Source organism: Nocardia rhizosphaerihabitans (assembly GCF_014646295.1).
GTDB lineage: Bacteria > Actinomycetota > Actinomycetes > Mycobacteriales > Mycobacteriaceae > Nocardia > Nocardia rhizosphaerihabitans.
Window position 1 is genome coordinate 267,919 of record NZ_BMNE01000002.1, and the last position, 22,845, is coordinate 290,763.

18 protein-coding genes and 4 tRNA genes are annotated in these 22,845 nt (G+C 65.7%); 17 read left to right on the top strand and 5 right to left on the bottom strand.

Going from position 1 to position 22,845, the window contains the following annotated elements; all coding sequences use genetic code 11:
* Positions 1–19 precede the first annotated feature (19 nt).
* Positions 20–883, top strand: a complete 864-nt coding sequence (htpX, locus tag IEY60_RS07825; protein ID WP_189025596.1) for a zinc metalloprotease HtpX — start codon at positions 20–22, stop codon at positions 881–883.
* 115 nt (positions 884–998) lie between these two features.
* On the opposite strand, the gene IEY60_RS07830 is transcribed toward htpX, so the two are convergent.
* Positions 999–1,490, bottom strand: a complete 492-nt coding sequence (locus IEY60_RS07830; protein WP_189025598.1) for a YajQ family cyclic di-GMP-binding protein — start codon at positions 1,488–1,490, stop codon at positions 999–1,001.
* A gap of 177 nt (positions 1,491–1,667) precedes the next feature.
* Between IEY60_RS07830 and IEY60_RS07835 the strand changes: the two genes are divergently transcribed.
* The 10 genes from IEY60_RS07835 to rplA all read left to right on the top strand — a co-directional run bounded on the left by IEY60_RS07835 (position 1,668) and on the right by rplA (position 6,729).
* Positions 1,668–1,750: transfer RNA gene (locus IEY60_RS07835), tRNA-Tyr, on the top strand.
* A gap of 221 nt (positions 1,751–1,971) precedes the next feature.
* Positions 1,972–2,044, top strand: a tRNA-Thr gene (locus IEY60_RS07840).
* 58 nt (positions 2,045–2,102) lie between these two features.
* Positions 2,103–2,178: transfer RNA gene (locus tag IEY60_RS07845), tRNA-Met, on the top strand.
* Positions 2,179–2,214: 36 nt separating this feature from the next.
* On the top strand, positions 2,215–2,385 hold the full coding sequence (gene rpmG / locus IEY60_RS07850) for a 50S ribosomal protein L33 (protein WP_019049401.1): 171 nt from the start codon (positions 2,215–2,217) through the stop codon (positions 2,383–2,385).
* 144 nt (positions 2,386–2,529) lie between these two features.
* The gene (locus IEY60_RS07855; protein ID WP_308426099.1) at positions 2,530–3,597 is read left to right on the top strand and encodes a fused (3R)-hydroxyacyl-ACP dehydratase subunits HadA/HadB; all 1,068 of its coding nucleotides are present in this window, start codon (positions 2,530–2,532) and stop codon (positions 3,595–3,597) included.
* Positions 3,598–3,796: 199 nt separating this feature from the next.
* A tRNA-Trp gene (locus IEY60_RS07860) sits at positions 3,797–3,869 on the top strand.
* A gap of 31 nt (positions 3,870–3,900) precedes the next feature.
* Entirely contained in the window at positions 3,901–4,278 is a 378-nt protein-coding gene (gene secE / locus IEY60_RS07865) for a preprotein translocase subunit SecE (RefSeq protein WP_189025600.1), read from the top strand.
* Between the two features lie 112 nt (positions 4,279–4,390).
* Positions 4,391–5,185 carry a transcription termination/antitermination protein NusG gene (gene nusG, locus IEY60_RS07870; RefSeq protein ID WP_189027378.1) on the top strand — a complete coding sequence of 265 codons (795 nt, stop codon included), beginning with the start codon at positions 4,391–4,393 and terminating at the stop codon, positions 5,183–5,185.
* A gap of 241 nt (positions 5,186–5,426) precedes the next feature.
* Positions 5,427–5,861 (top strand): 50S ribosomal protein L11, encoded by a 435-nt coding sequence (rplK, locus tag IEY60_RS07875; protein WP_019049397.1) that lies wholly within the window; start codon positions 5,427–5,429, stop codon positions 5,859–5,861.
* Between the two features lie 154 nt (positions 5,862–6,015).
* Complete coding sequence (gene rplA, locus IEY60_RS07880) at positions 6,016–6,729, top strand: 50S ribosomal protein L1 (RefSeq protein WP_067641870.1); 714 nt, start codon at positions 6,016–6,018, stop codon at positions 6,727–6,729.
* Between the two features lie 79 nt (positions 6,730–6,808).
* On the opposite strand, the gene IEY60_RS07885 is transcribed toward rplA, so the two are convergent.
* On the bottom strand, positions 6,809–8,407 hold the full coding sequence (locus IEY60_RS07885) for an MFS transporter (RefSeq protein ID WP_189025602.1): 1,599 nt from the start codon (positions 8,405–8,407) through the stop codon (positions 6,809–6,811).
* A gap of 403 nt (positions 8,408–8,810) precedes the next feature.
* Here IEY60_RS07885 and rplJ point away from each other — a divergent pair, with 403 nt between their 5' ends.
* The 5 genes from rplJ (at position 8,811) to IEY60_RS07910 (ending at position 19,217) form a co-directional block, all read left to right on the top strand.
* Positions 8,811–9,341 carry a 50S ribosomal protein L10 gene (gene rplJ / locus IEY60_RS07890; protein ID WP_189025604.1) on the top strand — a complete coding sequence of 177 codons (531 nt, stop codon included), beginning with the start codon at positions 8,811–8,813 and terminating at the stop codon, positions 9,339–9,341.
* Positions 9,342–9,401: 60 nt separating this feature from the next.
* On the top strand, positions 9,402–9,788 hold the full coding sequence (gene rplL / locus IEY60_RS07895) for a 50S ribosomal protein L7/L12 (protein ID WP_189025606.1): 387 nt from the start codon (positions 9,402–9,404) through the stop codon (positions 9,786–9,788).
* A gap of 230 nt (positions 9,789–10,018) precedes the next feature.
* Positions 10,019–11,104: an ABC transporter ATP-binding protein gene (locus IEY60_RS07900; RefSeq protein WP_308426087.1), complete on the top strand. Its 1,086-nt coding sequence runs from the start codon at positions 10,019–10,021 to the stop codon at positions 11,102–11,104.
* 555 nt (positions 11,105–11,659) lie between these two features.
* Positions 11,660–15,160 carry a DNA-directed RNA polymerase subunit beta gene (gene rpoB / locus IEY60_RS07905; protein WP_189025608.1) on the top strand — a complete coding sequence of 1,167 codons (3,501 nt, stop codon included), beginning with the start codon at positions 11,660–11,662 and terminating at the stop codon, positions 15,158–15,160.
* Positions 15,161–15,263: 103 nt separating this feature from the next.
* Positions 15,264–19,217: a DNA-directed RNA polymerase subunit beta' gene (locus IEY60_RS07910; protein WP_189025610.1), complete on the top strand. Its 3,954-nt coding sequence runs from the start codon at positions 15,264–15,266 to the stop codon at positions 19,215–19,217.
* Between the two features lie 55 nt (positions 19,218–19,272).
* Here the strand turns inward: IEY60_RS07910 and IEY60_RS07915 are convergent, their stop codons facing one another.
* Entirely contained in the window at positions 19,273–20,058 is a 786-nt protein-coding gene (locus IEY60_RS07915; protein ID WP_189025612.1) for a hypothetical protein, read from the bottom strand.
* Positions 20,059–20,391: 333 nt separating this feature from the next.
* Positions 20,392–21,219: a formate/nitrite transporter family protein gene (locus IEY60_RS07920; RefSeq protein WP_189025614.1), complete on the bottom strand. Its 828-nt coding sequence runs from the start codon at positions 21,217–21,219 to the stop codon at positions 20,392–20,394.
* A gap of 156 nt (positions 21,220–21,375) precedes the next feature.
* On the opposite strand from IEY60_RS07920, the gene cynS reads away from it, so the two are divergent.
* Positions 21,376–21,825, top strand: a complete 450-nt coding sequence (gene cynS, locus IEY60_RS07925; protein ID WP_189025616.1) for a cyanase — start codon at positions 21,376–21,378, stop codon at positions 21,823–21,825.
* Between the two features lies 1 nt (position 21,826).
* Here cynS and IEY60_RS07930 read toward each other — a convergent pair whose 3' ends face one another.
* Complete coding sequence (locus IEY60_RS07930; RefSeq protein ID WP_189025618.1) at positions 21,827–22,819, bottom strand: EamA family transporter; 993 nt, start codon at positions 22,817–22,819, stop codon at positions 21,827–21,829.
* Between the last annotated feature and the right edge of the window lie 26 nt (positions 22,820–22,845).

Consider the following 22,845-nt stretch of genomic DNA (forward strand, 5'->3'; position numbering starts at 1 on the left):
TCACGCACGTTTTTCGATCATGCCCAATGGGATCAAGACTTTCGGATTGATGGTCGGGCTGTCGGCGTTGATCGTCGCCATCGGGGCGATGTTCCGCAGCCCGACGATCCTGATCATCTCGATCGTGCTGGCCGTCGGCATGAACGCCTACGCGTACTTCAACAGCGACAAACTGGCGCTGAAGGCGATGCACGCGCAACCGGTCAGCGAACTGGAAGCGCCGGTCATGTACCGGATCGTGCGCGAGCTCGCGACCATGGCCCGTCAGCCGATGCCGCGGCTCTACATCAGCCCCACCAACGCGCCCAACGCGTTCGCGACCGGCCGCAATCCCCGGCACGCGGCGGTGTGCTGCACCAGCGGCATCCTGCAGCTGCTCGACGAGCGGGAGTTACGCGCGGTTCTCGGGCACGAGCTGTCGCACGTCTACAACCGCGACATCCTGATCTCGTCGGTGGCGGGCGCGATGGCCTCGATCATCACCGGACTGGCGAACATGGCCTTCTTCGCCAGCTCGTTCGGCAGCAGGGACGGTCAGGGCCCGAACGTCATCGCGGTGCTGCTCGTCTCGCTGCTCGGCCCGATCGCCGCGGGCCTGATCAAGATGGCGGTATCGCGATCGCGCGAATTCCAGGCCGACCAGTCCGGCGCCGAGCTCACCGGTGACCCGCTGGCCCTGGCCTCGGCCCTGCGCAAGATCGAACGCGGCGTCCAGGTGGCCCCGCTGCCGCCCGATCCCAAGCTCACCAGCGAATCGCACCTGATGATCGCCAACCCGTTCCGTGCGGGCGACCGCATCGCCCGCTGGTACAGCACGCATCCGCCGATGGAAGAGCGCATCAAGCGGCTCGAGGAGATGGCAGGCGGAGACCACCGCTTCTGACGTCACCACCACGTTTTCGGCCGCCTCGCCGCCGAGTAGCGAGACGGAACGCCGAAGGCGCGGTATCGCAGCTCGGCGGCGAGGTCACGAGGCCGAAAACCCGCGGCGCCAGCCGCTAGCGATAGTTGACGAATTGCAGGGCGATGCCGAAATCCTCGCCCTTGAGCAGGGAGATCACGGCCTGCAGGTCGTCGCGCTTCTTGCTGCTGACCCGCAGCTCCTCGCCCTGGATCTGCGCCTTCACGCCCTTGGGGCCCTCGTCGCGGATCTTCTTGGAGATCTTCTTCGCCTTCTCGGTATCGATGCCCTGCACCAGCGTGCCGGTGATCTTGAACACCTTGCCCGAGGCCTGCGGCTCGCCCGCGTCGAACGCCTTGAGCGAGATGTCACGGCGGATCAGCTTCTCCTTGAACACGTCGAGCGCGGCCTTGACCCGCTCCTCGGCGTTCGCGGTCAGCACGATGGCTTCCTCGCCCGACCACGCGATCGACGCGTCGGTGCCCTTGAAGTCGTAGCGGGAGTTCAGCTCCTTCTCCGCCTGGTGCAGCGCGTTGTCGACCTCCTGGCGATCGACCTTGCTCACCACGTCGAATGACGAATCGGCCACACTGCGCTCCTGTCCCTCACGGTCTGACAATGGGTGCGCCGACAGGTGTGCCGGCCACCGAGACAGTTGTACCCGCATGCCTGGTCCGACCGTGCTCGCAGGGTCGTTGTGCAGGCGGTTTGCATTGGGGGTGTGGGTTCGTTGTAAGCTGCTCAGCGCACCGGAAACGGCGCATAAGGCAGATTGCCCGAGCGGCCAATGGGAGCAGACTGTAAATCTGTCGGTGAAAGCCTACGTAGGTTCGAATCCTACATCTGCCACATCGAACCCCGTCGATCATCAGATCGGCGGGGTTCTTTGGTTTGTAGAGAACGGCTCGATCTGCCGGGACCGGCGATCCTACGGGTGCATGCGGGCAAAAACCGTGCCTCACCTGCCGATTTGGTGCTCTCGGGTGGTAGTGTGTAATCTCGTTCAGGACGCCGGAGCACGGGGTCGCGCTGATCGGCCCGCCGATACAGACTCTGTGCCACGTAGTCATGCCCCCTTAGCTCAGTCGGCAGAGCGTTTCCATGGTAAGGAAAAGGTCAACGGTTCGATTCCGTTAGGGGGCTCGCCGGATTGCCGGTGGTGACCGACTTTCCCGCCGGCCCACCGTAACAGGTCCGCCGTGGCGGTGTAGCTCAGTCGGTAGAGCAAACGACTCATAATCGTTGTGTCGCCGGTTCAAGTCCGGCCATCGCTACCAATAACGACTCAGCCCAGACCGGAAAGAAGGCATATCGTGGCCGCGAAGTCCACCGATGTCCGGCCAAAGATCACCTTGGCCTGCGAAGAGTGCAAGCACCGCAACTACATCACCAAGAAGAACCGGCGCAACGACCCGGACCGCCTCGAGCTGAAGAAGTTCTGCCCGAACTGCGGAACCCACCGGGCGCACCGCGAGTCGCGCTGATTCACCAGAACATTTGCCGAAGGCCGGACGAAAGTCCGGCCTTTGTGCGTTTCCGGGGGCAATACAGTACCCCGCGGGGGCGATGTTTACACCCCCGGACGGCTTGTGAGCGGTCTCCGTGTGAGTAAGGTCCACGTGGTGACACTGAACACCGGAACTGACGAAGCGGTCACCGCCGCAGCCGCCGAACCGTTCGATCCCGCCGCACACGCGGCGGCGATGGTCGGCCACCACTACCGTGTCGACGACTTCTACGAGGTCGGCCGCGAGAAGGTGCGCGAATACGCCCGTGCCGTGCAGGACTACCACCCGGTGCACTGGGAGGAAGACATCGCGCGCGAGTACGGCCACCAGGGCCTGCTCGCCCCGCTCACCTTCATCTCGCTGGTCGGCATCCTCGCTCAGCGCAAGCTGTTCGAGCGGATCGTCACCGGCTACGACCTGAGTCAGATCATGCAGACCGACCAGATCCTGGAGTTCCACCGCCCGATCCGGGTGGGCGACCAGCTGACCTGTGATGTGTACCTGCATTCCTTCCGGCAGGCCTTCGGCGGCGACATCATCGTCACCAAGAACATCGTCACCGCCCAGGACGACGAGCTGGTGCTCACCACCTACACCACGCTGGTCGGCCGCAGCGGCGCCGACATCGATCCGGCGATGTCGGACGCGGTCCGCAACATCCTCATGCACGGCCTCGAAGAGCCCGACCATCACGCGCCGGCCGAGCTCCCCGCCGAGATCTCCCCCGATCCGGTCACCAGGCAGCCGGAGCCGTCCGTCCCCACGCACGCCCTGTCCTTCGACAGTGTGGCCGCGGGCGATGAACTGCCGCCGCGCACCGTCCGGCTCACCCGTGGCGATCTGGTGAACTACGCGGGCGTGTCCGGTGACGCCAACCCGATCCACTGGAGCGACGAGATCGTGAAGATGGTCGGGCTGGACGACGTGGTCGCACACGGCATGCTCACGATGGGCCTCGGCGGTGGTTTCATCACCTCGTGGCTCGGTGATCCCGGCGCGGTGAAGGAGTACAACGTCCGGTTCACCAGCCCGGTCTACGTCGGCGCCGAGTCCCCGGCCGAGGTCGAGTACACCGGTAAGGTGAAGTCGGTCGATCCCGAGACCAGGACCGCGGTCCTCGCCATCACGGCGAAGTCGGCGGGCAAGAAGATCTTCGGGCGGGCCACGGCAACCGTTCAGCTGTCCTGACCTGGTCGGCTGTACCGGATTGGCGAATACCGCACGCGGTAACGTACACTCGGGACTCTGGGGTCACCGGCTGCTGCGCGCTGATCTTCCCGGGGACTAGATCCCCCACGGAAGCGGCGCGCATGTTGTGTGGCACCAGAGCTCGATAATCGAATATCGACTGTGGTTGGACAACTACAGCTCAGGCTGGTCCAACCGAAGGGGCGTAGCTCAATTGGCAGAGCAGCGGTCTCCAAAACCGCAGGTTGCAGGTTCAAGTCCTGTCGCCCCTGCCCTGAATGCCAGCGACGAGGAAGGATCGACGTGAGCGACGAGCGGGATACTCGCGCCGAAGACGGCGACGACACCGCCGCTGCCACTCGGCCGAGCGGCAAGCGGACAGCTCGCCGTGCGCGCACGTCGGATGCTCCGGCGGACACCGGTTCGGTGGCCACGCTGGACCGGCCCTCCTTGCGCAAGGCAGACAAGACTGCCGGGAAGGCCAAATCGGGCAACCCGTTCAAGCGGCTGCTCAAGTTCCTGCGAGAGGTTATCGCGGAACTGCGCAAGGTGATCTGGCCCAACCGGAAGCAGATGGTCACCTATACGGCCGTCGTTCTGGTGTTCGTGGTCTTCATGGTCGCGTTCATCGCCGGGATCGACGTGGCGTTCGTCAAGGGTGTCGACTGGCTGTTCGGCTGATCGCCGACACCCACGCCGGTAGCCGATCGCGGGCCGGAACGGCGGAGTGTGCCTCCGCGCACCCGACCCGGCCCAGAGGATGTACGTGACGACACAGGAAGCGAGTGCCGAAGTGAGCACCCCGGAGAACGAAACAAACGCCGAGTTCCCGGTTGACGACACCGTCGTGGCGGAGAGCGCCACCGACGAGGTCGAGGCCACCACCGAGCTCGCTGACGCCGATGCGGCCGACGAGGCCGTCGCCACCGAGGAAGACCCCGAAGCCGACCCCGTCGAGTCGATGAAGGCCAAGCTGCGCCGCGTCCCCGGCGACTGGTACGTCGTGCACTCCTACGCCGGCTACGAGAACAAGGTCAAGACCAACCTCGAGACCCGCGTGCAGAACCTCGGCCTCGAGGACTACATCTTCCAGGTCGAGGTGCCGACCGAAGAGGTCACCGAGATCAAGAACGGGCAGAAGAAGAACGTCAACCGCAAGGTGCTGCCCGGTTACATCCTGGTCCGGATGGAACTGAACAACGAGTCGTGGGGCGCGGTCCGCAACACCCCCGGCGTCACCGGTTTCGTCGGCATGACCGGCGGTGGCCCCGGCGCCAAGCCGACCCCGCTGACCATCAACGAGGTCGTGAAGTTCCTGGTCCCGGCCGGTGCGCAGGCCCAGAAGAAGGCGGCCGCCGCCGCTGCCGCGTCTGGTTCGGACGCCGGTGCCGCTGCCGCGGGCAAGCCGGTCATCGAGGTCGACTTCGAGGTCGGCGAGTCGGTCACCGTCATGGACGGCCCGTTCGCGACGCTGCCCGCCAGCATCAGCGAAGTCAACGCCGAGCAGCAGAAGCTCAAGGTGCTCGTCTCGATCTTCGGTCGCGAGACCCCGGTCGAGCTGAACTTCACCCAGGTCTCCAAGATCTGAATTCTCTCCGCTCTCGCTCGACGGCACCGCTCACCGGCGGTGCCGTTCGGCGTTTGCGCTGGTCACCACCCGATTGCTGGGTCGCGGGTTGAGTCAAGTAGAGTGTGATGGTTCGTGCTCTGACTTCCCGTAGTACTTTTCGGGCCCGGTCGTGCGCGGATGCCGGGCTTGGACCCGGCGTGGGAGCGATCCCGCAACAGGCTTACGGCAACCGTAAGGAACCGAAACCCAAGGAAGAAAGATGCCCCCCAAGAAGAAGAAGCTCGCCGGGATCATCAAGCTGCAGATCCAGGCCGGCGCCGCGAACCCGGCTCCTCCGGTCGGCCCCGCGCTCGGTCAGCACGGCGTCAACATCATGGAGTTCTGCAAGGCGTACAACGCCGCGACCGAGTCGCAGCGTGGCAACGTCATCCCGGTCGAGATCTCGGTGTACGAGGACCGGACGTTCGACTTCAAGCTGAAGACCCCGCCCGCCGCGCGTCTGCTGCTCAAGGCCGCCGGTGTGCAGAAGGGCTCGGCCGAGCCGCACAAGACCAAGGTCGCCAAGGTCACCATGGACCAGGTCCGGGAGATCGCCAAGACCAAGGCCGAGGATCTCAACGCCACCGATCTCGATCAGGCCGCGAAGATCATCGCCGGTACCGCCCGCTCGATGGGTATCACCGTCGAAGGCTGAGCGTCAGCGCCGGAGGCGGCAGCGCAGCGTGACCACGCAGGCGCAGCGAAGCCTTCGAACGTGCACTGAGGCTGAGCGAATCCTCGCTCTATGTGGGAGGGCCGGCCAGGCCCGGGACACCACATCTGAACTCGAACATTAAGGACAGAGAAACATGGCAAAGCGAAGCAAGGCGTATCTCGCCGCTGCTGAGAAGGTCGATCGCGACAAGCTGTACTCCCCGCTGGCCGCTGCGCGCCTGGCGAAGGAGACCGCGACCACCAAGACCGACGCGACCGTCGAGGTCGCCGTCCGTCTCGGCGTGGATCCCCGTAAGGCCGACCAGATGGTCCGCGGCACCGTCAACCTGCCGCACGGCACCGGTAAGACCGCCCGCGTCATCGTGTTCGCCGCCGGCGAGAAGGCCGCCGAGGCCGAGGCCGCCGGTGCCGACGCCGTTGGCGCCGAGGACCTGATCGAGCGGATCCAGGGCGGCTGGCTGGACTTCGACGCCGCGATCGCCACCCCGGACCAGATGGCCAAGGTCGGCCGCATCGCGCGTGTCCTCGGCCCGCGTGGTCTGATGCCGAACCCGAAGACGGGCACCGTCACCAACGATGTGACCAAGGCCGTCAACGACATCAAGGGCGGCAAGATCAACTTCCGCGTCGACAAGCAGGCCAACCTGCACTTCGTCATCGGCAAGGCCTCGTTCGACGACGCCAAGCTGGTGGAGAACTACGGCGCCGCGCTGGACGAGATCCTGCGTGTGAAGCCGTCGACCGCCAAGGGTCGCTATGTCAAGAAGATCACGGTTTCGACCAACACCGGACCGGGCATCCCGGTGGACCCGAACCGCACCCGCAACCTCCTCGACGAGGATGCGTGAGCTTCCACTGACAGGTAGCTCCTGATCGACCGCGAGGGTGGGAACGCACTGCGTTCCCACCCTCGCTGGTTTTCCGGGGTCAGTCCTTCTTGCGCCAGCCGAGCAGCACCGATTCGCCGTCCTGCGGCTTCCACGGCAGGAAGATCGCGACGATCACCGCGCAGACCCCGACCGCGCCCGCCGCCACCAGGGACGCGGTGTGCGCACCCTGGAGGGTCGCCGTCTTCATGGCGACGATGAGGTTCTCGCGCTGGGACTCCAGGAACGGGGTCAGCTCGCGTTTGCGCAGCTCCAGCACGCTGAGCGGACTGGCCTTGACCAGGCTCTTCTCGTTGGCGTTCATGATGCCGAGCGGGATGGCGTCGACCCGGGCGCCGATTCGGCTGGTGTAGTACGAGGCGACGATCGAGCCGAGCACCGCGACGCCGAGGGTGCCGCCGATTTCGCGGGTGGTGTCGTTGACGGCCGAGCCCGCGCCCGCCTCGTCGAGGGGGAGTGCGGACATGATCGACTCGGTCGCCGGTCCCTGCACGATGCCGAGGCCCAGCGCCATCGACACCATCGAGGGCAGCACCCCGATCACATAGCTGCTGTCCACCGTGACCTGGCCGCCCAGGTACAGGCCCACCCCGGTGAGCAACAGCCCGATCACCAGCACCGCGGTGGTGCCGACCCGTTGCGCGAGCAGCGTCGCGACCGGAGCGCCGATGGCCACCGAGAACGCGAACGGCAAAGACGCGATGCCGAATTCGAGCGGGGTGTATTCACGCACGCCCTGGAAATACTGCGTGATCAGAAAGAGGAACCCGAACATCGAGAAGTAGCCGACGGCAATTGCCAAGGCGGGCAACGAGAATCGCCGATTCCGGAACAGTCGCATATCGAGAATCGGTGCGGCCGTGCGTAATTCCCACGTGACGAAAGCGGCGAGCAGCACGACGCCGAGTGCCGCCGTGCACAGTGTGGTGAGCGAGAGCCAGCCGTTGTGCGGCGCTTCGATAATCGCCCACACCACCAGCGTGATGCCCGCGATCGACAGAGCGATGCCGGGGAGATCCAGCTTGCCGACCTGGTCGGCGCGCGATTCCGGCACCCAGATCAGCGTCGCGATCAGCGCGGCCAGCGCCACCGGCACATTGATCCAGAACACCGAATGCCAGCTGAAATGTTCGAGCAGCCAGCCGCCCGAGATCGGGCCGATGGCGATGGCGAAGCCTGCCATCGCGGTCCAGGCGGCGATGGCGAGTGCGCGTTCGCGCTTGTCGGTGAAGATGTTGATGATCAGGGCCAGGGTGGCGGGGAAGACCGCGGCGGCGAAGACGCCCATCGCCGCGCGGGCCGCGATGACCTGCGTCATCGATTCGGCGAGCGCACCGCCGACCGACATCACCGCGATGCCGATCAGGCCGACGATCATGATCCGCCTGCGACCGTAGCGGTCACCGAGATTGCCCGCGGCGAGCAGCAATCCGGCGAAGGTCAGGGTGTAGGCGTCGACGACCCACTGCAAGCCGGAGACTCCGGTCTGCAGCTGGACGCCGATGGACGGGAGGGCGACGTTGACGATGGTGTTGTCGAGGACGACCAGCAGTTCGGCCAGACAGATCACGGCGAGTGCGAGGAATCGCTGTGAACGTCGGTCCAGCAGCGGTGGTGGAGCGACTATGGAGGTTGCCATAGTTGAGGAGTGAACCAGGTTACTGTCACCTTGCGTAACACTTTCTTGGTGCGATTGCTACCACATTGCAGGAGCGAAAGTGAGCTACGCCACAAGAGATTTGGCCGAATCGGGCGGGCGCTGGACCCGTTTTGGCAGATGGGGGCAGGTACCGCTACAGTGGACTCCGGTCATCGACATGTTCGATGGCTACCCATTCGTTCTACCGAAGACCGTTGGTCGTCGATGCCGCTTGCGTGGTGTCGATCGAAGGTCCGGCGACATTGCCGGCGGCCCACGCAGGGAGAGCTGAGGCCGATCTTTCGCGCCCCGGTACGCCTTGCGTCCGGGGCGTTAGTTTTGTCGCCGGCCCCTGAATTCGGTAGTGCGCGTTCACGAACCGACATCAGAGAGGAGGCGAAGTATGGCGAAGCCTGAAAAGGTCACCGCTGTCGCGGAGATCGCGGAGCAGTTCAAGAACTCCACGGCCACTGTTGTCACGGAATACCGTGGTCTTTCGGTCGGCAAGCTCACCGAGCTGCGTCGTGCGCTCGGCGCCGAGGCCACGTACTCCGTCGCCAAGAACACCCTGGTCAAGCTCGCGGCCGCGGAAGCGGGCGTCGAGGGCCTGGACGACTTGTTCGTCGGACCGACCGCCATCACCTTCATCCAGGGTGAGCCGGTCAACGCCGCGAAGGCGCTCAAGACCTTCGCCAAGGACAACAAGGCGCTCGTCATCAAGGGCGGCTACATGGACGGCGCTGCGCTGTCCGTGTCCGAGGTCGAGAAGATCGCCGACCTGGAGACCCGCGAGGTCCTGCTGGCCAAGCTGGCCGGTGCGATGAAGGGCAACATGTCCAAGGCTGCCGGGCTGTTCTCGGCTCCCGCAGGTCAGGTGGCCCGTCTGGCCGCCGCGCTGCAGGAGAAGAAGCAGGCCGAAGGCGCTGCCGAGTAATACCCCCGCACGGGTATTACGCCCGCGCGCACAAGACATTCACTACCGAAAGGAACAATCATGGCCAAGCTGTCCACCGAAGAGCTGCTCGAGGTTTTCTCGGAGATGACCCTGCTGGAGCTGTCGGGCTTCGTGAAGGCGTTCGAGGAGAAGTTCGAGGTCACCGCTGCTGCCCCCGTCGCCGTTGCCGCCGCGGGTGCCGCCCCGGCCGCCGCTGACGCCGCCGAGGAGCAGGACGAGTTCGACGTCATCCTCGAGGGTGCGGGCGACAAGAAGATCCAGGTCATCAAGGTGGTCCGTGAGATCGTCTCCGGCCTGGGCCTGAAGGAAGCCAAGGACCTGGTCGAGGGTGCCCCGAAGCCGATCCTGGAGAAGGTCGCCAAGGAGGCCGCCGAGGCCGCCAAGGCGAAGCTGGAAGAGGCCGGCGCCAAGGTGTCCGTCAAGTAATTCGGCGCTTCGCGTTCGCGAACGGGCGGTCCTTTCGGGGGCCGCCCGTTTGTTATTTGTCCGGACATGCGATGGTGATACGCGCTGTATCAACCGGGTGGGTTACTCTTCAGTCATATGAGGGTGTGCCCTGTCTCACTGATGGGATACAGTGACCGGACCCACAGTGTCGTGACGCACCGCCGTGATGTGAGCGCGCGGTCAGCGGGGTGGGCTGCTCGCAGGCAACAATGGAGGTAGGCGTGGGCGTCGAGGTCAGGACCGAGGGTGTTACCAAATCCTTCGGGTCGCAGCGAATTTGGCAGGACGTGTCGATCACGCTCCCTTCGGGTGAGGTGAGCGCCCTGCTCGGCCCTTCGGGTACGGGTAAGTCGGTGTTCCTGAAATCGCTCATCGGTCTCTTGCGGCCGGAGCGCGGCTCCATCTTCATCGATGGCACCGATATCACCACCTGCTCCAACAAGGAGCTCTACGAGATCCGCAAACTGTTCGGCGTCCTTTTCCAGGACGGCGCGCTGTTCGGCTCGATGAACCTGTTCGACAACATCGCTTTCCCGCTTCGTGAGCACACGAAGAAGTCGGAAACCGAGATCAAGCGCATCGTCATGGAGAAGCTCGAGCTGACCGGTCTGCTCGGCGCCGAGAACAAGCTCCCCGGCGAGATCTCCGGCGGTATGCGCAAGCGTGCAGGCCTGGCCCGCGCGCTGGTCCTCGACCCGCAGATCATCCTGGTCGACGAGCCCGACTCCGGTCTGGACCCCGTGCGTACCTCGTACCTGGCGCAGTTGCTGCTCAACATCAACGCCCAGATCGACGCGACGATCCTCATCGTGACGCACAACATCAACCTGGCCCGTACCGTGCCGGACAACATCGGCATGCTCTTCCGCCGCCAGCTGGTCATGTTCGGCCCCCGCGAGGTGCTGCTGACCAGCGAGGAGCCGGTCGTCAAGCAGTTCCTCAACGGCCGCATGATCGGCCCGATCGGTATGTCGGAGGAGAAGGACGAGGCGCAGATGGCGCGCGAGCAGGCGCTCGTCGACGCCGGTCACCACCACGGTGGCGCCGAGGAGATCGAGGGCATCATCCCGCAGATGAAGGCCGAGCCGGGCATGCCCGCTCGCCAGGCCGTCTTCCGCCGCCAGGCGCGGGTACGTGAGATCATGCACACCCTGCCGCACGCGGCCCAGGTGGCGATCCGCGAGTCGCTCGACGAGTCCGCCGACGACACCCAGGTGATGGCCGCCTACGGCAGCGAGCACCCCACCGCCCAGTTCGACACCAAGACGATTCAGCACGGCCAGATCAACGGCTGAGCGTCTTTTTCTCCCACTACGAGCCCCGGCCACTCGGTCGGGGCTCGCCGTGTGTTCAGGGGCGGTGGCGGCTCGACTCGATCGGAAAAACGGGCGCTGAGCGGCGGTTACGCGAGTTGGCGCACACGGCGTGTCGCGAGTAAAATAGCCGCGGTTCCGGACGGGGATGCGCAGCGCGCCAGTCGATCTCACTTCTCGGACAGACCGCGCCGCGCCACTTGACGAGGCGGGCGCGAACCGTCACCCTATTCACAGCAGCGCCAGCTGTTACAGGGGCTTCAGCGCCCAGAACACCCGACGCGGCCAGTGTCACGGGAGTTCGGCGCGTTTGCCGTGTGAGCGGTCGCACGGATGGTACGTTGACACCCCCGTGTATGTGGGTGTAAGTTTGGACGTTGCGCTGGCTGCCTCCTGTCCACACCTTGATTCGCACTCGTAAGTTCCACCTTCCGGTGTTACTTCCGCTGCTGCCTGTTCGGGTTTCGTTCGGGTTGTAACCAGCGGAATTCGTAGCAGACAAGCGACGGTCGCGGACCACCACGCGACGCGCGTGAGGTGCTGGAAGGACGCATCTTGGCAGTCTCCACCCAGACCAAGGCTGGAATCCCCGGAGCCCCGTTGAGGGTTTCGTTCGCGAAGATCCGTGAGCCCTTGGAGGTGCCCGGACTTCTCGACCTACAAACGGACTCGTTCGCCTGGTTGGTCGGTACCCCCGACTGGCGTGAGAAGGCGGCCGCACGCGGCGACGTCGGTCTCGCAGGCGGCTTGGAGGAGGTGCTCGAGGAGCTCTCGCCGATCGAGGACTTCTCCGGTTCGATGTCCCTGTCGTTCTCCGATCCGCGCTTCGAAGAGGTCAAGGCCTCTATCGATGAGTGCAAAGAGAAGGACATGACCTACGCGGCGCCGTTGTTCGTCACCGCGGAGTTCATCAACAACAACACCGGCGAGATCAAGAGCCAGACGGTCTTCATGGGCGATTTCCCCATGATGACCGACAAGGGCACCTTCATCATCAACGGCACCGAGCGCGTCGTCGTCTCGCAGCTGGTCCGCTCCCCGGGCGTCTACTTCGATCACAGCATCGACAAGGGCACCGAGAAGGACCTGCACAGCGTGCGCGTCATCCCGTCGCGCGGCGCGTGGCTGGAGTTCGACGTCGACAAGCGCGACACCGTCGGTGTCCGCATCGACCGCAAGCGCCGTCAGCCGGTCACCGTGCTGCTCAAGGCGCTGGGCTGGACCACCGAGGAGATCGTCGAGCGTTTCGGCTTCTCAGAGATCATGATGTCCACCCTGGAGAAGGACAGCACGCCCGGCCAGGACGAGGCGCTGCTCGACATCTACCGCAAGCTGCGTCCGGGCGAGCCGCCGACCAAGGAGTCCGCGCAGACCCTGCTGGAGAACCTGTTCTTCAAGGAGAAGCGCTACGACCTGGCGCGCGTCGGTCGCTACAAGATCAACAAGAAGCTCGGCATCCACGTGCACGAGCCGGTGACCTCCTCGGTGCTGACCAAGGAAGACATCGTCACCACCATCGAGTACCTGGTGCGTCTGCACGCCGGTGACCGCTCGATGACCGCCCCCGGTGGCGAAGAGGTCCCCGTCGAGATCGACGACATCGACCACTTCGGCAACCGTCGTCTGCGCACCGTCGGCGAGCTGATCCAGAACCAGATCCGGGTCGGCCTGTCCCGCATGGAGCGCGTGGTCCGCGAGCGGATGACGACTCAGGACGTCGAGGCGATCACGCCGCAGACCCTGATCAACATCCGTCCCGTCGTGGCCGCGATCAAGGAGTTCTTCGGAACCTCCCAGCTGTCGCAGTTCATGGACCAGAACAACCCGCTGTCGGGTCTGACCCACAAGCGCCGCCTGTCGGCGCTTGGCCCCGGTGGTCTGTCCCGTGAGCGCGCCGGCCTGGAAGTCCGTGACGTCCACCCGTCGCACTACGGCCGCATGTGCCCGATCGAGACCCCGGAAGGCCCGAACATCGGCCTGATCGGTTCGCTGTCGGTGTACGCGCGGGTCAACCCGTTCGGCTTCATCGAGACCCCGTACCGCCGGGTCATCGACGGCAAGGTGACCGACGAGGTCAAGTACCTGACCGCCGACGAGGAAGACCGCTACGTTCGCGCGCAGGCCAACTCCCCGGTCGACGCCGAGGGCCGCTTCCTCGAGGAGAAGGTCCTCGTCCGCCGTGCGGGCGAAGAGGTCGAGTTCGTGACGCCGGCTCAGGTCGACTACATGGACATCTCGCCGCGCCAGATGGTGTCGGTCGCGACGGCCATGATCCCGTTCCTCGAGCACGACGACGCCAACCGTGCCCTCATGGGCGCGAACATGCAGCGTCAGGCCGTGCCGCTGATCCGTTCCGAGTCCCCGATCGTGGGCACCGGCATGGAGCTGCGCGCCGCGGTCGACGCCGGCGATGTCGTGGTGAACGAGAAGCCGGGTGTGGTCGAGGAGGTCTCGGCCGATTACGTCACCGTGATGGCCGACGACGGCAGCCGCAAGTCCTACCGGATGCGCAAGTTCAACCGCTCGAACCAGGGCACCTGCTCCAACCAGCGTCCGATCGTGGACGAGGGTCAGCGGGTGGAGAAGGGCCAGGTTCTGGCCGACGGCCCCTGCACCGAGAACGGTGAGATGGCGCTGGGCAAGAACCTGCTCGTCGCGGTCATGCCGTGGGAAGGCCACAACTACGAGGACGCGATCATCCTGTCGCAGCGCCTCGTGGAAGAGGACGTTCTCACCTCGATCCACATCGAAGAGCACGAGATCGACGCCCGCGACACCAAGCTGGGCGCCGAGGAGATCACCCGGGACATCCCGAACGTCTCCGACGAGGTGCTGGCCGACCTGGACGAGCGCGGCATCATCCGCATCGGTGCCGAGGTCCGCGACGGCGACATCCTGGTCGGCAAGGTCACCCCGAAGGGCGAGACCGAGCTGACCCCCGAGGAGCGCCTGCTCCGCGCGATCTTCGGTGAGAAGGCGCGCGAGGTGCGCGACACCTCGCTGAAGGTGCCCCACGGTGAGTCCGGCAAGGTCATCGGCATCCGCGTGTTCTCGCGCGAGGACGACGACGATCTGCCTCCGGGTGTCAACGAGCTGGTCCGCGTCTACGTGGCCCAGAAGCGCAAGATCCAGGACGGCGACAAGCTCGCGGGCCGCCACGGCAACAAGGGCGTCATCGGCAAGATCCTCCCCGTGGAGGACATGCCGTTCATGCCCGACGGCACCCCGATCGACATCATCCTGAACACCCACGGTGTTCCGCGTCGTATGAACATCGGCCAGATCCTCGAGACCCACCTGGGCTGGATCGGCAAGGCGGGCTGGAATGTCGACGTGGCCACCGACGGCACCCGTCCCGACTGGGCGGCCTCGCTGCCCGAGGAGATGCTGGGTGCCCCGGCCGACTCGAACATCGCGACCCCGGTGTTCGACGGCGCCAAGGATGACGAGCTGACCGGTCTGCTCGGCTCGACCCTGCCGAACCGTGACGGTGAGCGCATGGTCGACGAGAACGGCAAGGCGACCCTGTTCGACGGCCGCTCCGGCGAGCCGTTCCCGTACCCGGTCGCGGTCGGTTACATGTACATCCTGAAGCTGCACCACCTGGTCGACGACAAGATCCACGCCCGTTCGACCGGTCCGTACTCGATGATCACGCAGCAGCCGCTGGGTGGTAAGGCGCAGTTCGGTGGTCAGCGTTTCGGTGAGATGGAGTGCTGGGCCATGCAGGCCTACGGTGCGGCGTACACGCTGCAGGAGCTCCTGACCATCAAGTCCGACGACGTGGTGGGCCGTGTGAAGGTCTACGAGGCGATCGTCAAGGGCGAGAACATTCCGGAGCCGGGCATTCCGGAGTCGTTCAAGGTGCTCCTCAAGGAACTCCAGTCGCTGTGCCTCAACGTGGAAGTGCTGTCCTCGGACGGCGCCGCGATCGAGATGCGCGACGGCGACGACGAGGATCTGGAGCGCGCCGCGGCGAACCTGGGCATCAACCTGTCCAGGAACGAAGCGGCCACCGTCGACGATTTGGCGAACTAGGTGGTGACGCGGGTGGCTGTTTCGGCAGCCGCCCGCGGACCCGCGATCGATAACTAGTGAACTTTTTGCTCGAATTCGACCCGAACAGGGGAAAGGAAGTTACGTGCTAGACGTCAACTTCTTCGATGAACTCCGGATCGGCCTGGCCACCGCTGAAGACATCCGCCAGTGGAGCTATGGCGAGGTCAAGAAGCCGGAGACCATCAACTACCGCACGCTCAAGCCGGAGAAGGACGGGCTCTTCTGCGAGAAGATCTTCGGCCCCACCCGGGACTGGGAGTGCTACTGCGGCAAGTACAAGCGCGTCCGCTTCAAGGGCATCATCTGTGAGCGCTGTGGCGTCGAGGTGACTCGCGCCAAGGTGCGTCGTGAGCGGATGGGCCACATCGAGCTGGCCGCACCGGTCACTCACATCTGGTACTTCAAGGGTGTTCCGTCGCGCCTGGGCTACCTGCTGGATCTGGCGCCGAAGGATCTCGAGAAGATCATCTACTTCGCCGCCTACGTCATCGTCGGTGTCGACGAGGAGCTGCGCCACAACGAGCTCAGCACCCTCGAGGCCGAGATGGAGGTCGAGAAGAAGGCCGTCGCCGATCAGCGCGACGCCGATCTCGAGGCCCGCGCGCAGAAGCTCGAGGCCGACCTGGCCGAGCTGGAAGCCGAGGGCGCCAAGTCCGACGTGCGTCGCAAGGTCAAGGACGGCGGCGAGCGCGAAATGCGTCAGCTGCGCGACCGCGCCCAGCGTGAGCTGGACCGCCTCGACGAGATCTGGACGACCTTCACCAAGCTGTCGGTCAAGCAGCTCATCGTCGACGAGGTGCTCTACCGCGAGCTCGTCGACCGCTACGGCGAGTACTTCACCGGCGCCATGGGTGCGGAGTCCATCCAGAAGCTGATGGAGAACTTCGACATCGACGCCGAGGCCGAGAACCTGCGCGAGACCATTCGCTCGGGCAAGGGCCAGAAGAAGCTGCGCGCGCTCAAGCGGCTCAAGGTCGTCGCGGCCTTCCAGGCCAACGGCAACTCGCCCATGGGCATGGTGCTCGACGCCGTTCCGGTGATCCCGCCGGAGCTGCGCCCGATGGTTCAGCTCGACGGTGGCCGTTTCGCCACCTCCGACCTGAACGACCTGTACCGCCGCGTGATCAACCGCAACAACCGCCTCAAGCGACTGATCGATCTGGGTGCGCCCGAGATCATCGTCAACAACGAGAAGCGGATGCTGCAGGAGTCGGTCGACGCGCTGTTCGACAACGGCCGTCGTGGCCGTCCGGTCACCGGACCGGGTAACCGCCCGCTGAAGTCGCTGAGCGATCTGCTCAAGGGCAAGCAGGGTCGTTTCCGTCAGAACCTGCTCGGCAAGCGTGTCGACTACTCGGGCCGTTCGGTCATCGTCGTCGGCCCGCAGCTCAAGCTGCACCAGTGCGGTCTGCCGAAGCTGATGGCGCTCGAGCTGTTCAAGCCGTTCGTCATGAAGCGTCTGGTCGATCTCAACCACGCGCAGAACATCAAGTCCGCCAAGCGGATGGTCGAGCGTCAGCGTCCCCAGGTGTGGGATGTCCTCGAAGAGGTCATCGCCGAGCACCCGGTGCTGCTGAACCGCGCGCCCACCCTGCACCGCCTGGGTATCCAGGCCTTCGAGCCCCAGCTGGTCGAAGGCAAGGCCATCCAGCTGCACCCGCTCGTCTGTGAGGCGTTCAACGCCGACTTCGACGGTGACCAGATGGCCGTGCACCTGCCGCTGTCGGCGGAGGCGCAGGCCGAGGCGCGCATCCTGATGCTGTCGTCGAACAACATCCTGTCCCCGGCGTCGGGTCGCCCGCTGGCGATGCCGCGTCTGGACATGGTGACCGGCCTGTTCTACCTGACTCGTCTCGACGAGAAGGGCGTCGGCACCTACCGGGCCGGCGGCAAGGACGAGCCGGAGTACGGCGTGTACTCCTCGCCGGCCGAGGCCCAGATGGCCGTCGACCGCGGTGAGCTCACCGTGCGTTCGATGATCAAGGTGCGGCTGACCGAGCAGCGCCCGCCGCGCGAGATCGAGGCGGAGCTCTTCCCGGAGGGCTGGCACCGCGGTGACGCGTGGCTGGCCGAGACCACCCTCGGTCGCGTGCTGTTCAACGATCTGCTCCCGGCGGACTACGCGTTCATCAACGAGCCGATGCCGAAGAAGCGGCAGGCCACGATCATCAACGATCTGGCCGAGCGCTACCCGATGATCGTCGTCGCGCAGACCGTCGACAAGCTCAAGGACGCCGGCTTCTACTGGGCCACGCGTTCGGGTGTCACCGTCTCCATGTCGGACGTGCTCGTTCCGCCGGAGAAGGCCGACATCATGGAGCGGTACGAGGCCATGGCGGATCAGATCGAGAAGAAGTACCAGCGTGGTGCGCTCGATCACCAGGAGCGCAACAACGCCCTGGTCAAGATCTGGCAGGAAGCGACCGAAGAGGTCGGTACGGCGCTGCGTTCGCACTACCCGGCCGACAACCCGATCATCACGATCGTCGACTCGGGTGCGACCGGTAACTTCACCCAGACTCGTACCCTCGCCGGTATGAAGGGTCTGGTGACGAACCCCAAGGGTGAGTTCATCCCGCGCCCGATCAAGTCCTCCTTCCGTGAGGGCCTGACCGTGCTCGAGTACTTCATCAACACCCACGGTGCTCGTAAGGGTCTGGCCGACACCGCGCTGCGTACCGCCGACTCGGGTTACCTGACCCGTCGTCTGGTGGACGTCTCGCAGGACGTCATCGTGCGCGAGCACGACTGTGGCACCGAGCGCGGCATTGTCGTGCCGATCGCGGAGAAGCAGGCCGACGGCTCGCTCATCCGGGACGCACACGTCGAAACCTCGACCTACGCTCGCACCCTGGCGACCGACGCGGTCGACGCGAACGGCAACGTCGTCGTGGCCAAGGGCGCCGATCTCGGCGACCCGGCCCTGGAGGCGCTGCTCGAGGCCGGTATCACCGAGGTGAAGGTCCGCTCCGTGCTGACCTGCACCACCGGCACCGGCGTCTGCGCCACCTGCTACGGCCGTTCGATGGCCACCGGCAAGCTGGTCGACATCGGCGAGGCCGTCGGCATCGTCGCCGCCCAGTCCATCGGTGAGCCGGGTACCCAGCTGACCATGCGTACCTTCCACCAGGGTGGTGTCGCGGGTGACGACATCACCGGTGGTCTGCCGCGTGTCCAGGAGCTCTTCGAGGCCCGTGTCCCCAAGGGCAAGGCGCCGATCGCGGAGGTCTCGGGCCGGGTGCGCCTCGAGGACGACGACCGCTTCTACAAGATCACGATCATCCCTGATGACGGGTCGGACGAAGTCGTCTACGACAAGCTCTCGAAGCGTCAGCGTCTGCGTGTGTTCAAGCACGACGACGGCACCGAGCGCCTGCTGGCCGACGGTGACCACGTGGAGGTGGGTCAGCAGCTGCTCGAGGGCGCTGCCGATCCGCACGAGGTGCTGCGCGTGATGGGTCCCCGTCAGGTGCAGGTCCACCTGGTCCACGAGGTCCAGGAGGTCTACCGCTCGCAGGGTGTGTCGATCCACGACAAGCACATCGAGGTCATCGTGCGCCAGATGCTGCGTCGCGTGACGATCATCGATTCGGGTGCGACCGAGTTCCTGCCCGGTTCGCTCACCGAGCGTGCCGAGTTCGAGAACTCGAACCGTCGCGTGGTGGCCGAGGGTGGCGAGCCCGCCTCCGGCCGTCCGGTGCTGATGGGTATCACCAAGGCGTCGCTGGCCACCGATTCGTGGCTGTCGGCGGCCTCCTTCCAGGAGACCACCCGAGTGCTGACGGACGCGGCCATCAACTGCCGCTCCGACAAGCTGATCGGCCTGAAGGAGAACGTGATCATCGGTAAGCTCATCCCGGCCGGTACCGGTATCAACCGCTACCGCAACATCCAGGTGCAGCCGACCGAAGAAGCCCGCGCCGCCGCGTACGCGGTGCCGTCCTACGACGACACCTACTACTCGCCGGACAGCTTCGGCGCCTCCACCGGCGCCGCAGTGCCGCTGGACGACTACGGCTTCAGCGACTACCGCTAAGCAGTAACCCGAACGCCCCGCTCCTTACTGGAGCGGGGCGTTCGTCGTATCTGGGTCAGCGGACTCGCGGGCAGGCTTTGCCCGCGATGTGACAGCGTTCCTCGAAGCCGTGGGGTAGCCACGAGCCGCTGATCAGTTGCGGGTGATGGGGGAATCTCGCTTGGCTGGCGACAAGGAACGCCGGTGCCGCCCACGGTGTCGCCAATTCGAGGTAATGCGATGTGGCCGCCTCGGTGAATCGGATTCGCAGCCGGTCGGGTTGGGTCAACTCGATGTGCTCCAACGCCGTGAGCGGGATCGGGGATGAGCGATATTGGTTGGTGAGGTGAATTCGACGATTCGTGACGGTGATGCGGCCGCTCGGCTCCGGTATCCAGCGTGGCTGCATCGCCTGACTGCGGGCCGCGGCCGCCGCGGCGTTCGCCACGCGTGCGGCCTCGGCCGCCGCCCGAACCATCTGAACCGCCATTTGCTCGCTTCGTTGTCGGGCGTTGAAGGCCGCGGCATTGGCGGCCGTGCGTGCCCGCTGAATGTCGCGGCGCGAGCTGCCGCGCGGCGGTACGAAGACCGGGGTGGTCGGTGTGACAGCGGCGATCACCGGTGGGGCGATCGGCGGTGGCGGTGGCGGTGGCAGCTCAGGGCTGCGAAACGCCGCCCACACGCCCGAGCCTTCACCGAAGCAGGTCTCCTGGTCGTCCATCAGGATCGACGTCGGATACGGCTCGAGCGCCGCGATGCCGCCCGCCCGCAGCCGCGACAACATCTCGCAGGCGTAGACCAGGTGGTCGTCGACCCAATTCCAGCCGACCTGCGCGGCCAGCGCCCGTTCGACGTCTGCCATCGGATCGTGCACTGTCACCACCAGGGTCGTTGCCGCATCGGGTCATCCAGAATAGCGGCCTCGTCCGCTTGTTAGAACCGCTTGACGAGGTCATTCCGCCGAGCCGGGTAGCGATTGCAGCATCCAGCCGAGGACGTTGTGCACGGCGATGCCGCCGGTGCCCTAGTCGGCTTGCGCGTTCGTAGCGGCGGTCGCGTGGTGGTGCGGAGGGCGCAGCAGCCCGCAGGCTGGATCAGGCGAGCAAGGTTCCGGATGCAACCGGTGGCCTTCTCATTTCACCTCACGCCAATTACGTGCGCCAGTCATCGAGCATGAACCGAGCTGAGGCATCGGTTAGTCGGTGGTGGATTCGGCGGGTTGGCGGGAGGGGGCGGTGCGGGCGTGGGTGGCGTAGAGGGTTAGGCCTACGAAGGTGAGGCCGCCTACGAGGTTGCCTACCACGGTGGGGATTTCGTTCCAGATGAGGTAGTCGGTGAGGGAGAAGTCGCCGCCGAGGAGGAGGCCGGAGGGGAACAGGAACATGTTGACGATGGAGTGTTCGAAGCCCATGTAGAAGAAGAGCATGATGGGCATCCACATGGCGATCACCTTGCCGGAGACCGAGGTGGACATCATGGCGGCGACCACGCCGGTGGAGACCATCCAGTTGCACAGGACGGCGCGGATGAAGAGGGTGAGCATGCCCGCGGCGCCGTATTCGGCGTAGCCGAGGGTGCGGGACTCGCCGATCTCGCCGAGTTTCTGGCCGACGGCGCTCGGGTCCACGGAGAAGCCCATGGTCAGGATGATCGCCATCATCACGGCGACGGTGAACGCGCCGGCGAAGTTGCCGACGAAGACCAGGCTCCAGTTGCGCAGCATCGAGCGCACGGTGACGCCGCGGCGTTTGTCGAGCAGGGCCAGCGGCACCAGCGTGAAAACGCCGGTGAGCAGGTCGAATCCGAGCAGGTACAGCATGCAGAAGCCAACCGGGAAGAGCACGGCGCCCAGCAGCGGCTGGCCGGTGTTGACGGTGATGGTGACCGCGAACGCCGCCGCGAGAGCGAGGATCGCGCCCGCCATATAGGCGCGGATCACGGTGTCCCGGGTGGACATGAATGCCTTGGCTTCGCCCGCGTCGATCATCTTCTCGACGAAGTCCGCTGGTTTGAGATACGACATGCGACCCCTTCGTAGTGATTCCAGCACAGTAGTTTTCGCCGTCGAGGTTGCCTCGCGATCACCGGAAGTTGCCTCCGGGTAAATAGTGGTATTCCACTATGGCGGGCTCGGGCGGGCGGATGGCAGGCTGGCGAGGTCCCCGACCGAGGAGCCCGTATGCAACCGATCATGAGCAAGTCCGCCGCCGCCGATCTCGTCGTCGCCGCCCGCATCCGCAAAGGCCTGACCTGGGCCGCCATCGCGGAATCGCTGGGTGCGCCGCTGGTCTGGACGACGGCGGCCCTGCTCGGTCAGCACCCGATGAGCGAGGAGCAGGCGGCCGCTGTCTGCGCGCTCCTCGACCTCGACGAGACCGTCGCCGAGAGCCTGCGCCTGCAGCCCTCGCGCGGCGCCGACCCGGCGCAACTGGCCGATCCCACCATCTATCGCCTCGTCGAGGCGGTCTCGGTCTACGGCCCGGCGCTCAAGGCGTTGATCCATGAGGAATTCGGCGACGGCATCATGAGCGCCATCAACTTCAACATCGACATCGCCCGCCGCCCGCATCCCGACGGCGACCGCGTCGTGATCACCCTCGACGGCAAGTTCCTCGACTACCGCTGGTAGGTCAGGCCTCGGGCCGGGCCGGGACCTCGGCGACGGCCCGCGCCTCGGGATCGCCGACCGGTAGCGGTTCGGGCTCCCCGAGGCGGACGATGATCACACCGAGGAGAATCAGTGCCCCGCCGAGCAATTGGATCGGCCGGGGCGCCTCGCCGAGCAGCGCCCAGGCGAACAGCAGCGCGGCCAGCACCTCGGTGAGTGCGACGAACGAGGCCAGTCGGGAACCAAGGCGGCGGGTGGCGGCGATGCCGGTGACGTAGGCGATCGCGGCGGTGACGATGCCGATCAACAGGATCGGGACCCACCATGGGGTGCTGAAGTCGTCGAACACGACCGTCGCGGTGGTGGCGTGCAGTGGCACGATGCCGACCACTCCGGCCAGTATCAGCGTGACCCCGCCGATCAGCAGACCGCCCGCGGCGAGGACCGTGCCGGGCAGCTCGCCACCCTGGGCGGAGAGCACGAAATACGCCGCGGCGCCGATCATCGCGGCCAGCGCCCAGGTGATGCCGATCGGATCGGTCGACACCCCGGCGAGAATGTCGAGCACGAGCAGCAGTCCGGTGATGCCGAGTGCGGCGCCGGCGAGGGTGGCCGCGCCGGGCTGCTGGCGGTGCCGCGCCCACATCCAGCCGACGACGGCGATCGGCGCCGTGTACTCGATCAGCAGCGCGGCGCCGACCTCCATGTGCGCGACGGCGTTGAAATAGGCCAGCTGGGTGCCCGCGACGGCGAGCAGTCCGTACAGCACGATCAGGGTCGCGTTGGCGCGCACCAGGTTCCAGTTGCCGCGTATCTGGGGGAGGGCGACGGGGAGCAGGACGACTCCGGCGAGCAGAACGCGCGCGGCGACCACGGCGGCCGCGCTCCAGCCCGCGTTCATCAGGCCGCGCGCGAGTGGACCGGACAGGCCGAACGAGGTGGCGGAGGCCAGCGCGAAGAGCAGGCCGGTGCGGATCCGGCTGCTCGCCAGTCCGTCATGAGTCAAAGTCGCCATGACTAATGACGGTAAGGAGGCTGCGG

Coding starts and splice junctions, on each gene's coding strand:
- htpX (WP_189025596.1), top strand. CDS start 20: ATGCCCAATGGGATCAAGACTTTCGGATTGATGGTCGGGCTGTCGGCG.
- rplK (WP_019049397.1), top strand. CDS start 5,427: ATGCCCCCCAAGAAGAAGAAGCTCGCCGGGATCATCAAGCTGCAGATC.
- rplA (WP_067641870.1), top strand. CDS start 6,016: ATGGCAAAGCGAAGCAAGGCGTATCTCGCCGCTGCTGAGAAGGTCGAT.
- IEY60_RS07885 (WP_189025602.1), bottom strand. CDS start 8,407: ATGGCAACCTCCATAGTCGCTCCACCACCGCTGCTGGACCGACGTTCA.
- rplJ (WP_189025604.1), top strand. CDS start 8,811: ATGGCGAAGCCTGAAAAGGTCACCGCTGTCGCGGAGATCGCGGAGCAG.
- rplL (WP_189025606.1), top strand. CDS start 9,402: ATGGCCAAGCTGTCCACCGAAGAGCTGCTCGAGGTTTTCTCGGAGATG.
- IEY60_RS07900 (WP_308426087.1), top strand. CDS start 10,019: ATGGAGGTAGGCGTGGGCGTCGAGGTCAGGACCGAGGGTGTTACCAAA.
- IEY60_RS07915 (WP_189025612.1), bottom strand. CDS start 20,058: ATGGCAGACGTCGAACGGGCGCTGGCCGCGCAGGTCGGCTGGAATTGG.
- IEY60_RS07920 (WP_189025614.1), bottom strand. CDS start 21,219: ATGTCGTATCTCAAACCAGCGGACTTCGTCGAGAAGATGATCGACGCG.
- cynS (WP_189025616.1), top strand. CDS start 21,376: ATGCAACCGATCATGAGCAAGTCCGCCGCCGCCGATCTCGTCGTCGCC.
- IEY60_RS07930 (WP_189025618.1), bottom strand. CDS start 22,819: ATGGCGACTTTGACTCATGACGGACTGGCGAGCAGCCGGATCCGCACC.